Source organism: Paraburkholderia sp. FW306-2-2C-D06C (genome assembly GCF_058781505.1).
In genome coordinates, this window is the sequence record NZ_JBYSWU010000001.1 from 256518 (window position 1) to 269353 (window position 12836).

At 57.2% G+C, this 12836-nt stretch carries 11 protein-coding genes; 7 read left to right on the top strand and 4 right to left on the bottom strand.

Annotated features, from left to right (window positions below; genetic code table 11):
• Positions 1 to 26: 26 nt before the first annotated feature.
• Complete coding sequence (locus AC3WLT_RS01155) at positions 27 to 743, top strand: GntR family transcriptional regulator (RefSeq protein ID WP_492589952.1); 717 nt, start codon at positions 27 to 29, stop codon at positions 741 to 743.
• Between the two features lie 78 nt (positions 744 to 821).
• Here AC3WLT_RS01155 and AC3WLT_RS01160 read toward each other — a convergent pair whose 3' ends face one another.
• The 4 genes from AC3WLT_RS01160 to AC3WLT_RS01175 form a co-directional block, all read right to left on the bottom strand.
• Positions 822 to 1217 carry a cupin domain-containing protein gene (locus tag AC3WLT_RS01160; RefSeq protein ID WP_492589954.1) on the bottom strand — a complete coding sequence of 132 codons (396 nt, stop codon included), beginning with the start codon at positions 1215 to 1217 and terminating at the stop codon, positions 822 to 824.
• A 110-nt stretch (positions 1218 to 1327) separates the two neighbouring features.
• On the bottom strand, positions 1328 to 2485 hold the full coding sequence (locus AC3WLT_RS01165; protein ID WP_492589956.1) for an FAD-binding oxidoreductase: 1158 nt from the start codon (positions 2483 to 2485) through the stop codon (positions 1328 to 1330).
• Positions 2486 to 2498: 13 nt separating this feature from the next.
• Positions 2499 to 3755 (bottom strand): aromatic ring-hydroxylating oxygenase subunit alpha, encoded by a 1257-nt coding sequence (locus tag AC3WLT_RS01170; protein ID WP_492589958.1) that lies wholly within the window; start codon positions 3753 to 3755, stop codon positions 2499 to 2501.
• A 500-nt stretch (positions 3756 to 4255) separates the two neighbouring features.
• Positions 4256 to 5197, bottom strand: coding sequence for a LysR substrate-binding domain-containing protein (locus AC3WLT_RS01175; protein WP_492589960.1), 942 nt, complete (start codon positions 5195 to 5197; stop codon positions 4256 to 4258).
• A 677-nt stretch (positions 5198 to 5874) separates the two neighbouring features.
• Between AC3WLT_RS01175 and AC3WLT_RS01180 the strand changes: the two genes are divergently transcribed.
• The 6 genes from AC3WLT_RS01180 (at position 5875) to AC3WLT_RS01205 (ending at position 12820) form a co-directional block, all read left to right on the top strand.
• The gene (locus AC3WLT_RS01180; RefSeq protein WP_492590132.1) at positions 5875 to 7089 is read left to right on the top strand and encodes a quaternary amine ABC transporter ATP-binding protein; all 1215 of its coding nucleotides are present in this window, start codon (positions 5875 to 5877) and stop codon (positions 7087 to 7089) included.
• Positions 7086 to 7973 carry an ABC transporter permease gene (locus AC3WLT_RS01185; RefSeq protein WP_492589962.1) on the top strand — a complete coding sequence of 296 codons (888 nt, stop codon included), beginning with the start codon at positions 7086 to 7088 and terminating at the stop codon, positions 7971 to 7973. Before AC3WLT_RS01180 ends, AC3WLT_RS01185 begins: the two co-directional genes overlap by 4 nt.
• 112 nt (positions 7974 to 8085) lie before the next feature.
• The gene (locus tag AC3WLT_RS01190; protein ID WP_492589964.1) at positions 8086 to 8967 is read left to right on the top strand and encodes a glycine betaine ABC transporter substrate-binding protein; all 882 of its coding nucleotides are present in this window, start codon (positions 8086 to 8088) and stop codon (positions 8965 to 8967) included.
• Positions 8968 to 9139: 172 nt separating this feature from the next.
• A complete protein-coding gene (locus AC3WLT_RS01195) occupies positions 9140 to 10435 on the top strand; it encodes a serine hydroxymethyltransferase (protein WP_492589966.1) in 1296 nt (431 codons plus the stop codon).
• A 157-nt stretch (positions 10436 to 10592) separates the two neighbouring features.
• Positions 10593 to 11483: a dihydrodipicolinate synthase family protein gene (locus AC3WLT_RS01200; protein ID WP_492589968.1), complete on the top strand. Its 891-nt coding sequence runs from the start codon at positions 10593 to 10595 to the stop codon at positions 11481 to 11483.
• 5 nt (positions 11484 to 11488) lie between these two features.
• Positions 11489 to 12820: an NAD(P)/FAD-dependent oxidoreductase gene (locus AC3WLT_RS01205; RefSeq protein ID WP_492589970.1), complete on the top strand. Its 1332-nt coding sequence runs from the start codon at positions 11489 to 11491 to the stop codon at positions 12818 to 12820.
• Positions 12821 to 12836 lie beyond the last annotated feature (16 nt).

Below are 12836 nucleotides of genomic sequence, written 5' to 3' on the forward strand. Positions count from 1 at the left end.
ATCTTTTCGGGCCCACGACGAAGGCGGTGAAACGATGGCCAAAAGATACAGCAGAGACGGAAGCAGGCGGCCGTCGGCATGGCGGACGATATATTTACGAGGAACTGCGCAAGCAGATACTCACGCTCAAGCTCAAGCCGGGCGTCCAATTGGACGAAGTCTCGTTGGCTGCACAGTTCGGACTGTCGCGCTCACCAGTCCGGGATGCGCTTGCGCGACTTATCAGCGAAGGACTGGTCACGATTCTGCCCAACCGGACGACGCTGGTCACGCCGTTCGAAATCGAGGAGTTTCCGAAATACATTGCGGCATTGGACCTCATCCAGCGCGCCGTCAGCCGGCTGGCTGCCACGCAGCATAACGCGTCAGATCTGGCCCGCATCCGCAAAGCGGACGAGGTCTACATGGAGGCCGTTGCCGGCGGTGACTTCCAGGCGATGTCCGAGACGAATAAGGCGCTGCACCTGGCGATCGCACATGCAGCGAATAACCCGTACTTCGTGGGGTACTACGAACGGCTTCTCGGGGAGGGGCAACGGCTGCTCCACCTGCACTTCGACTTCACGGTCAGCTCGCCTACTGCAGCGAAGCTTGGGCGCGACCACGACGAGTTGATTGACGCGATTGCGAGGCGAGATGCTGATGCCGCCGAGAAAGCCGCTCATGAGCACACCATGCTTTTCCAGAAGCGGTTCCTCGACTACATGAAACAGAACCTGACAGAATCGATGGCGATTCTGTAATGTGCTCGGAGCCGTCCTGGTTTCTTTGGCGGCTGACGCTCTCGGAGAGGGTTTGAGTGCTGGCCAGACATCGCTGAATCAATCGACCAAACGCGAACCCGTTCGCGTAACGACCAGGATGGTGCAACCGCTAGCGGACGAACTGGAGTGGCTTGAGCCTGCTGGGTAAGTGAGCACATCCCCGGGTAGGAAGTTAACGCCGTCGCTATCGGTGAAGACACCCTCGGCGACAAAAATTAACTCAGTCGCATCGTGGTGATGCTCCGGGCCTCGTGCTCCCGGCTCGATTTTCATCCAGTAACTCGACCACGCGCCTCCCTCGTCGTCCGACAAGGGAATCCAGAAGTAACCGGGAATGTCCGATTCGCCGATTTGTAAAGGACGCCAATCCTGGTCGCGAATCTTGTAGTGGCGTCGGCCGGCGAAATCGGAGAAGCCGGCCGGAGATGTTGCAGCGTTTCTCGATGAATCCATGAGTACCTCGGTCCGATGCGCCTTAACGGTGCGGCGCCAGTTGACTGGAGTCCGTGTCGAGTGGGACGCACTGTAGTCACGGTGGTGTTTCGGCATATGCCGTTCGATAGCTAAAGGTCTAACACGAGGTCGGACTGGGGGTGGCTGCAGCAAAGCAGGCGCAATCCTTTGTCGATTTCACGCTGGCGTATGCCGCCGTTATGTTGCATATCGACGCTCCCCTCCAGAACGGCGGTTTTGCACGTGCCGCAAAGCCCTTGGCCACATGAAGATGGAACTGCGACGCCAGCTTTGCGCGCGGCTGCGAGGACAGTCTGGGTGTTGTCCATCATGAATGTCTTTCCAGAGCGAGCAAGCCGAATACTGTACAGCTGCCCAACTTCGGCTGGCGCAATGCAACAAGGTGCACCTGAGGCCGCAACTTCACCCGCGGCTTCATTGGCACCGATGTCGAAGCTTTCTTGATGGTAGCGGACTGGGTCGTGACCGCCTTGACGCAAGATTTCTTTGACCGATTGCATGTAGCCAGCAGGACCGCACGTGAACACCTCGCGTTCTCTGAAGTCCGGCACGTAACGCTCAAGGAGTTCCAGCGACAGTCTGCCCACAGAACCGTGCCAGTCAGCTTCAAGGCCGATTCGCTCGCACAGGTGGACGACCCGGAGTCGGCTCGCAGACGCGCTCAACTGAGACAATTCGCTCCGAAAGATGATGTCTGCGGGAGTCCTCGCGCTGTGCACAAAAGCGATGTCGCGGTCGAGTCCCAGGTCGTGACCAGCGCGCGTCATCGACATGAGAGGCGTTATGCCAGACCCAGCGGACAGGTAGAGTGACTTCTTTGCTGGGTGCGACGAAGGCGTAAATACGCCAGAAGGACCGTAAGCCTGCAAAGTGGCTCGCGGCTGCAAGTTGTCGTGCAGCCAGTTGGATACGATGCCTCCGGGCACGCGCTTGACCGTGATAGACAGCGTGTAAGGCCGGGTCGGCGGCGAGGATATCGTGTAGCAACGCGCGAGCGTCTTCCCATTGACTTCGACCGACACCGTAATGAATTGCCCTGGCTCGAAGCTGAACGGAAGACTATCCCCCGCGCTAAAAATGAAGCTTTTGACGTCGAGTGTTTCGTCAATGACACGACAACATATGAGTTCTTTTTTCGCGGAGCTAGTCCACTGAGCGTCGGCGCGCTCCCAAGTGGCGGCGTTGGTCAACCGGTCCGCTGCAGTTTCCGGCGAGGCAACGCCGACAAAGGTGTCTGTGAGAATCATGGCAGTCAAATAATCAAACGCCGTGCGCTTTCAGCCTGGCTACGTACCATTGCGAAAACAGTTCCACGTACGCCTCGGTAAACGGAGAGAACGGTCCCGGCTCATACGCGGGGTCTTGAGTTCCGCGGTGATTGATAGAGACCAGGTTTGCGTCTTGCGTGTTCGTTGCAACCCAGACTTCTGTCAGTGCAGACATGGTGTAATCGACACCCTCGACCGCATCTTCATGGACAAGCCACTTGGTGCGCACAAGAGTCTTGTCGGGAGCAAGCGGAATGATGTACGAAATGACCGCATGGTCGCTCATCACATGCGTCCACGAGTTGTGAGTCCACATATGTACGTCGCCGAGGTCACGACGCTTAATGTCACCGAACAGCTTCGTGCTTGCCACCTTGGTGTCCATGGTTTGCGACTCACCATGTCCCGCGATAACCAGACGCTGCGTCCGGAAGCCAGTGGCGACTTCCGGTTCCAGCTGTTCGACCGTGCTGCAAATCAGTCCGTCCTGTTCCCAGCCTGAGATACTCGCGGCATTGCGCTCGTGGTACGCGTCTAGAGCGCGCTGCGATTCTTCGCTCAACCCTTGCGGGCAGAACCCGAAATCTTCAGGAAGGAAAGAAGCTGTCAGCTCCGGATGAGTTGCGCTGCAGTGATAACACTCGCGGTTATTTTCCATCACGAGTTTCCAGTTTCCGTTCTCGATGATTTCAGTCTCGTGCGCGATTTTGGTGTGGGTCAACTCATACGGAGCGAACCGGGGCGCCATCGTTTCTTCAAGAGCGGCGATGTCGCCGGGAGCGTCACCCGACAGACATACAAAAATATGGGTACCCACGATGTGTGTCTTTACCGGGATGAGGCTGCGGCACGAGCGGTCGAAGTCGACGCCCATATGGGTGGTGTGCTTCAGACCACCGTCGAGGTCGTACGTCCACTGGTGGTAGGGGCACACAAGCATGCCGACAGTGGATTTCCCCGCGTCCTTGAGTCGCGCTCCCCGATGTCGACAAACATTTCGATAAGTCCGGATGTTCTCGTCGTCGTCGCGCACGATGAGAATCGATGCCTTTCCAATATCGACGGTGGATACGTCACCAGGTTCCGGAACGTCGGCCGTGACGCCGACGAGAATCCAATGCTTGTGGAAGAAGACATCGACGTCCGTCTCGAACACGTCCTGGCGTCCGAAAAGTTCGCCGGGCATGCCATACCCTGGTCGGCGACTGCGAATCAGTTCACTGTGGGTCTTAAACTTCGCTACAGACATCGATTGCCCCTTGCATGGTTGGACTGTCGTGATGCCACCGCATCTACGTTATGAATCCAGTATTGAAGGGATGAAATGGAGCGTCAATGCGCTTTATTCTTCCTCTCGCATTACTACACGTTATGCGAAAGCTGTCGTCAGCCGCGTCTCTTAGGCAGCTGGCGTTTCACGCGGGCTATGGCAGCCAGAACAGGGTAGCGGCTCAATGCCACAGATTACGGTCTAACCGGTTGCTAACCGACAGGCGGTATCGACCCAGGCATGAGCTAGTTTCGTCGCCACCGGGAACGGCGAGCGCATCCGCGCCAGGTTCGGACAATTGAGATTGTCGGTGCACGGCTTAACCATACTCAAAGTTAGGAAAGCATGGCATCACTCTTCAGGACGGGCAGGCATTACTGGAGCGGGCCCGTTCGGTAAAGTCGGCGGATTTGTTTTCGCGTTCGCATTGCCGCAAGTTATGCGATGCGACAGCGGAGACGTCGCACCAGCGCGTTGGCTTAAACGTCACGTTCGCTATTTCCCGTATCCCCGCGTAGCCACTCAATCAGGCTGTTCGTCGTCGGGGTAATGGTGCGACCGTGAGGGATAACGACGAAGTACGATTCGCTGACCCTAAAGGATATGTCTGTCAGGCGCACGAGTTCGCCTTCATTCAACAGATCGTCAAGTAACCTGCGCCAGCCAAGCGCAATGCCCTGCCCATGCAAGGCAGCCTGAATCGCATCGGTGTAAAGGCTGCAGCGGAGCGCGTAGCGCAATCTGGGAGGACGAAATCCAACGGCCTCGAACCATTCTTCCCATCCCATCCACCCTTCGGAAGTTGCGTCGGAATCAATAAGTTGGGCTTTGGCGAAGTCGGAGAGCGATGCCGGTGTCTGGTTTGCTTCGAGCCAAGCTGGCGAGCAGACCGCGAAGACTTCTTCATCAAACAGCAATGCCGAGGTGCCGTCGCGCCATTTACCATTCCCATATCGAACGGCGATGTCGACTTCGTTGTGACGCAGGTCGGCGGTAAACATCTGCGTAGACAGACGAAGCTTCAGATGCGGCAGCAGCCGCTTGAGTTCGGCCAGCTTGGGAAGAACCCGGAAATTAGAGAAGGCCGCAGTGGTAGCCAGTACCAGTTCCTGTTCTTCAGTGCCGCTGGAGAGACGGTCGAATGCGCCGGCAATTCGTTGCATCGATTCGGCCACGACGAGGTACAAAGCCTCTCCCTCGCCGGTGAGCTTGATTGAGCGATGCAGTCGATGGAAAAGCCGCACCCCGAGCGACTCTTCAAGAAACCGCACCTGCCTGCTGACGGCGGCTTGTGTCACTCCTAGTTCATTTGCTGCCAGTGTGAAACTGCTCAACCGCGCGACTGCTTCGAACTCAACCAGGGCAGTCAGTGACGGGATTAGCCGTCGGTATCCTTTTGCTCCGTCGTTTGCCGCTTTCATGTGATTTTGCTTGTAGGGAAAGGCATGTGGTGGGCGAGCGAATCACGTCTTATCTCGCCAGCCCGATGATATTCGAGAAGCTCCGCCCGAGCGAAGGGATTCGGGAGCGTGCGGCGTCAGACTTAGGACATTCCCTATGAGTCGAAACTCGATTGCCACCAGTCAGCAGGGTGCCAGCGGAGTTCTCCTGCGCTCGCAACAGGCCCAAGCCCCCGTCACTACTACCTCCGCGCGAACAGCCCCTTGCCGACCATATTTTCTGTAGACGCTGCGCTAACTGGACTCATTACCAAAGGTAGGGGAAAGGGCGTAGAAAATGTAGCTGGATGTGCCAATTTGGCGAGGTACGCTGCAATCAATGCATTAAACACCGGAGAGAAGTCGTGCAGTGCCTGAAAATTTTAGGTGTTGTGCGAAAAGCCGTGATTTGTACGATTTGTGCTGCTCGCAGCGTTTGCTTTCAGCGCCCGCGTCCTCACGCAATGAGCATGCTGGGTAGCAGGTCTATCGCTGACCGCGGACGGAGCCCTATGCGTGGCTTCGCGTACAGGCCAATTGGTCGCGGGCTTCAATTTTTTGAACTTGCCAGTTGGAATGACAGAATGACCCCAAACCTTACCTTCGCGTCGGAAGAGGCGGTGTATCCGAGCGTCGATACGTCGCGCACTACGTCCTCAATCGCAGCGCCCTCGGTCGTGCCTGCGGATGAAATTCTCACGGTTCAAAACCTCTCGAAAATCTTTGGTCCAAAACCCGAGCGCGCAGTGGAGTTACTGCAGCAGGGTCTCGGGCGTAATGAGATTTTCGAACAGACCGGAAACATGGTTGCGGTCGACAATGTGAGTCTCAGCGTTCGGGCAGGTGAGATTTTCGTGATTATGGGACTTTCCGGCTCGGGAAAATCCACACTTGTTCGTCTGTTGAATCGCCTGATTGAACCGACCTCCGGCAAGGTCGTTCTCGAAGGTCGCGACATCGCGCCCATGTCGACGCCGGAATTGCGCGAAGTACGGCGCAAGAAGATGGCTATGGTCTTTCAGTCATTCGCGCTCCTGCCCAACCGAACGGTTATCGACAACGTTGCGTACGGTCTCGAAGTTGCGGGACTAACAAAGCAGGCGCGGTACAAGGTGGCGCAAAGCGCTCTCGTTCGCGTTGGGCTCGGCTCGTACGAGAAGCTTTATCCGGGCGAACTGTCGGGCGGCATGCAACAGCGGGTGGGCCTTGCCCGTGCTCTGGCCGTGAATCCGTCCGTGCTTCTGATGGACGAAGCTTTCTCAGCCCTTGACCCGCTCATTCGATTCGAGATGCAAAACGAACTTTTGCGCCTGCAGAAAGAAGAACAGCGGACCGTTGTCTTCATTTCGCACGACATCGAAGAAGCAATCAAGATTGGTGGCCGCGTTGGCGTGATGAAGGATGGCCGGCTGGTTCAGGTCGGCACACCTGTTGAACTCATCCAGTCGCCTGCTGACGACTACGTGCGCAACTTCTTCCGTAACGTTGACGTCTCGCGCTTTCTCAAGGCATCCAGCTTCCTCACGAAGGTCGACAGGGCCCAGATTTCATGCGACAGCGGCGCGTCATCGGAGCGGTATCTGAATCAGCTTATCGACGCCGGAGTCGAATGCGGATATGTCTGCGATGCAGCTGGCCAGTACCAGGGGTGCGTTACGCCTGCGTCGTTGCACAAATGCGGAAGCGGACCGATTCGAGATGCTCTGCTTCGCGACATCGTCGTGGTGTCCTCGGATGCCGATTTACACGAGTTGTCGACCATCGCTCTTGGCCAGGAACACGACGTACCGGTTGTCGATGCGGCGGGGAAACTTGCCGGTGTTGTGTCGTGCCGCACGATTCTTAAACAGGTTATGCAACGGAGGGCGTCATGAACTCGTCAATTTTCGGGCGCGCCGCAGAGAACGCGGTCAACTTCCTGTTCCTTCATTTTCGAGGCGGATTTGACACCTTTTCCGCAGCCTTGGGCGCGGTGGTCAAACTCCTTGAAGATGGTCTTGGTGCGATTCCTTTTGTCGTGATGTTAGTCGCGCTGATGGCACTCGCGCTGTGGCGGAAAGGTGTCGTGTTTGCAGCCTTTGTCGGCATCGCGATTGAGGTCATCCACTACATGGGACTTTGGGCGCAAACCATGTCGACCCTCGCCCTGGTTATTGCGGCGACCTTCTTCAGCCTGCTGATAGGCATTCCCCTTGGAATCTGGGGCGCGCGCAACGGACGCGTGGAGGTCATTGTGCGCTCGCTGCTGGATTTCATGCAGACCATGCCCGCGTTCGTGTATCTGATTCCTGCGGTCATTCTGTTCGGACTCGGCCGCGTGCCGGCGGTGATTGCGACGATTGTCTTTGCCATGCCGCCAGTCGTTCGCCTTACCACGCTCGGCATCAAGCAGGTACGAGAAGAATTGATGGAGGCTGGACGGTCGTTTGGCAGCACCGATTCGCAACTCCTGTGGAAGATTCAACTCCCCAATGCACTGCCGTCCATCATGGCTGGCATCAATCAGACCATCATGATGGCGCTTTCAATGGTCGTAGTCGCCTCCATGATTGGGGCGGGCGGGCTAGGCGAGTACGTCCTTAGCGGGATTCAACGACTCGACATTGGCATTGGATTCGAAGGCGGTCTCGGAGTCGTTCTGCTCGCAATCATTCTTGACCGCCTGACTGAAAGTTTCGGGGTTAAATCGGTCAGGATGAAGAGTAAGGCGCGGACGTCCAGGCGAACCACGCGTGAGACAGCCCAGACGCAGTCATAGTGAGTTCGACGCGCGGAGGAGCTGGAATCGCTCCGCGCAATCACGCAGTATCAAAACCTGCAGCTACGGAATAACAAAACAGGCAATTTTTTCGATAATGAAGGAGTACTAGATGAATACCGGAATACTCAAGTCTTATGTTGTGAAAATTGCCGCGGCTACTCTCTGCTCATTCGGCCTTTACGGTGGTGGAGCGGTGGCGGCGGAACCGGTGAAAATCACGATAACAAATTGGGCTGACGTTTTGGCTGTTGCGAATGTGGCGAAGTATGTTATGGAGACAAAACTCCAGCAGCCCGTCCAGTTTGTTCAAGCGGATATCGGCATCCAGTACCAGGGCGTCGCTCGTGGCGACGTTGACCTGATGGTTGGCGGGTGGCTGCCGGTCACACACGCGACGTATTACGCGAAGTACAAAAACGACATGGATGATGTCGGCATCATCTACACCGGTGGAAAAAACGGTTGGGCGGTTCCGGCGTATGTTCCCGAGTCCGAGCTCTCGTCGATTTCCGACCTCAACAAGCCAGACGTCAAGAGCAAGCTGAACAGCACCATTCAAGGCATTGAGCCCGGTGGCGGCCTGATGCAGGCCTCTGAGAAGACCATCAAGGAATACAAACTGGCGGGCTACAACCTGCAGTCTTCGAGTGAAGCAGGGATGCTTGCGTCGGTATCCCGTGCTTACCAATCCAAACAGTGGATTGTCGCTACCGTCTGGAGTCCCCATTGGCTCTTCCAGAAATGGCAGATGCGCTATCTAAAGGACCCGAAAGGACCGCTGGGCGGCGAAGAGCAAGTTCACGCGTTCGGCTCGAAGCAATTTGCTGCCAAGTTCCCGCGTGCGGATGTGTTCATGAAACATTTCAAGCTGACGCTCGCTGATGTGGAGGCCATTGAGTTCGAGGGAAACAGCACGAACGACTACGCCACCGCAGCAAAGAAATTCGTCGAATCGAACCCGGACAAATTGAAAGCGTGGCTGGAGCAATAGCGCCGGCTACTGGACGCGTACGGGAGGGCTGTCGGCTCTCCCTAACGCGCTCATCAAGTGTCGTTTAATGCAGCGTGACGAATCGAGTGCTGTCCTTGCTCGGGACACGAGCAAGGACCCACGGCTTGGTGCTTCAAGAAATATTGTTTTACGACTATCACGGAGTACGTCTGTGAACGATAACGTTCGATTCTTTTCAGAGACCCTGCAAGACCGCGACCCGGTTATTTCGTCGGAAATCGCGCTGGAATTGCGTCGCCAGCAGTCCCAGATTGAACTGATTGCATCCGAGAACATCGTGTCGGCAGCAGTGATGGAAGCGCAGGGCACAGTCCTGACGAACAAGTACGCGGAGGGCTACCCGTCGAAGCGTTACTACGGCGGATGCGAACACGTCGACCGCATCGAAGCGCTCGCCATGGACCGCGTAAAGGCATTGTTCGAATGCGAGTTTGCCAACGTACAGCCGCACTCCGGCGCTCAGGCGAACGGTGCGGTCATGCTCGCGCTCCTGAAACCAGGCGACACGGTTCTCGGGATGTCACTGGATGCAGGTGGCCATCTGACTCATGGGGCCCGCCCGGCGTTGTCGGGTAAATGGTTCAACGCCGTTCAGTACGGCGTCAACCGGGATACTCTCCGAATCGACTATGAGGAAGTAAGGCGACTTGCCGAGGAGCATCGTCCCAAGCTCATCATCGCCGGCTATTCGGCCTATCCGCGCTCGCTCGACTTCGCAAAGTTTCGGGAAATTGCCGACAGCGTTGGTGCACTGCTGATGGTCGACATGGCGCACATTGCCGGAATCGTTGCCGCCGGCCGGCACGAGAGCCCGGTTCGTTTTGCAGACGTGGTGACGTCCACTACGCATAAGACACTTCGCGGTCCGCGCGGCGGCTTTATTCTCACGAATAACGCCGATGTCGCCAGGAAAATCAACTCCGCTGTCTTCCCCGGTCTGCAAGGCGGTCCGCTCATGCATGTCATCGCCGGAAAAGCGGTGGCTTTCGGGGAGGCATTGCGTCCCGAGTTCACGACCTACATCGACCAGGTTCTGCAAAACGCCCAGGCACTCGGCGAAGTGCTGAAGCTGGGAGGTGTAAACCTCGTGACCGGGGGCACCGATAACCATCTTCTCCTTGTCGATTTACGCCCGAAGGGACTGACCGGGACGCAGGTTGAAAAGGCTCTCGAACGGGCGGGCATTACCTGCAACAAGAACGGCATTCCGTTCGATACTGAAAATCCAACTGTGACATCAGGCATTCGCCTCGGTACGCCGGCTGGAACGACGCGTGGATTTGGCGTCAAGCAGTTTGAAGAAATTGGCGCCCTCATCCTCGAAGTACTGTTAGCGCTGGAAAAACAGCCGGAGGGTGACGAACTCATTGAGCGTTCGGTGCGAAGCCGCGTCCGTGACATATGCAACCGTTTCCCGATTTACTCGCACGCGGAAACTTTGGTTTAAGTCGGGCCGCGCGCATCCGCAAATGGACCGCGTCGCGCATCCGAAGAGTTGATTTTCAACATTACGTCACGGGAGTCAACGGCACTGTTGGCCTTCACATCCACATGGGCGAAGGCGCAGATGCTCGCGGTGACAGTTCAAATTGGGAGAGAAATTGATGAGCTTCGAGGGAGTACACGCGCCTTTGGTCACGCCGTTCAAAGCTGACGGAGAAATCGACCACGATCTACTGGGGCAACACGCTGTTGACCTCGCAGGACGAGGCCTCGCGGGCCTTGGAATTGGTGGCACGACGGGCGAATACTACGCGCTCAGTTTCGAGGAGCGCGTGCGCACGTTCCATACAGTCGCGCAAGCTGCTGGCGGAAAGACGTTCCTGACGGCGGGAATCAACGCCACGACGACTCGGGAGGTCTTACGGCTAGGACAAGAAGCAAAGAAAGCCGGGCTTTCTGCGTTGCTGGTAGCGGCGCCGTACTACGCCCAGCCTACGCAGGACGAACTATTGCAGCACATGCTCGCGATTGATGACAGTCTCGACATGCCCATCATGCTCTACAACTTCCCGGCACGTACGGGCACTGAAATCAGTGACCGCGTGCTCGAAGAACTGCTCGAACGCCGGAACTTTGTCGCCATGAAGGAGAGCACCGGCGACATCGCGCACCTGCATCACCTTGCCACGCATTTCCGGGACAAGCTTGTGCTGAGCTGCGGCATGGACGACCAGGCGCTCGAATTCTTCGTCTGGGGTGCCCGGAGTTGGGTCGCAGGCGCGGCAAACTTTCTTCCTGAAGTGCACGTCGAACTGCTTGACGCCTGTGTCTCCCGGGGCGATTTTGCAGCCGGTCGCGAGCTGATGACGCAACTGCTTCCCGTTCTGGAGCTACTCGAGCGAAGCGGTAAGTTTATCCAGTACGTCCGCTACGGCTGCGAACTGGCGGGCACGCACGTGGGCAACGCCCGCGCGCCGCTGGGCATGCTCACAGACGATGAGCGTCGCGATTTCGCGAAGCTCGTGCAGCCGCTGCTCCGAAAGGGACGCTGATTTGCATGGCCTCGAAACTCGAATTCACTCGTCTTCCCGCCGCCGACGGTGTGAACGGCTGGTGGGAGAGTCTGCCTCCGCCACCAGCCGCGAACCCATTGCGCGGCGACAGGCGATTTGATTTTGTGGTGGTCGGCGGGGGAATCACCGGACTATGTGCGGCTCGGCGTCTGGCTGAATTGGCTCCAGAGGCTTCCGTTGCGCTCGTCGAGGCGGACCGTATTGGTCGCTCGACTGCGGGGCGTAACTCTGGATTCTTTGTTGACTTGCCGCACGACATCAGCAGCGAAAGCTACTCAAGAAGCGTTGACGCTGACAAGGCAGACGTACGGATGCAGCGTCACGGCATTGATTACGTACGGTCGGTGGTCCGAGGACAGCACATCGAGTGCGATTGGCGCGACGATGGTAAATACCATGCGTCGGTGAAAAAGCGCGGTAAGGAAGCGCTTGAGCACTTTGCAGACGGCTTGCGGCGGATTGACGAAAAGTTCGAGTGGCTCGACGAGGCCGGTGTCGCGAAGGTCACCGGAACTTCGTTCTACCACGGCGCGATATTTACTCCTGGGTGCAGCACTGTGCAGCCAGCAGCATTGATGCGCGGATTGGCGAGAACCATGCCGTCGAATGTAGAGGTATTCGAACTCAGTCCTGTCAGACGGCTTGAGCACATGCCTTCCGCGAAAGTGCTCTCTTTCGGGGAAGGCACGATAACTGCCGGCAATGTGATTCTGTGCACCAATGCCTACGCGGCCACCTTTGGTGAGAATCCAAATGGTCTGCTGCCCGTGTACACCTTCGCCTCGATGAGCCGCGTCATGACTTCGGTCGAGGCCAAGGCGCTTGGGGGGATGAATTCGTGGGCGCTGATTCCGGCGGACCCGATGGGTACCACCGTCCGCCGTCTGGACACGGGCCGCATCTGCATTCGCAATCACTTTGCCTTCAGGCCGGGGCTGGAAGTTTCGCAGGCGGATTTGCGGAAAGCAAAAAGCCTGCATCAGCGTTCCTTCGACCGCCGCTTTCCTATGCTCAAGAACGTCGAACTGGAATACACGTGGGGCGGTGCGCTTTGCCTGTCAGCAAACAGCGGAGCGCTGTTCGGTAAGCGGGACGACGGCCTGTATCAGGCGATTGGTTGCAACGGCCTGGGGCTCAGCCGAGGCTCTGCATCGGGAAAGGTTATCGCTGAGTACGCATTGGGCATGACGAACGACATGACTCAACAGCTGTTGCAGCAGCCGAAGCCGCGCCCGCTGCCCATGCGGCCGATTGCCGACGTAGCAGTTTCTGCAGCTATATGGGTCAAGGAATTCTCGGCTGGCGCCGAACTTTAATTGAGTGAGGATAGGA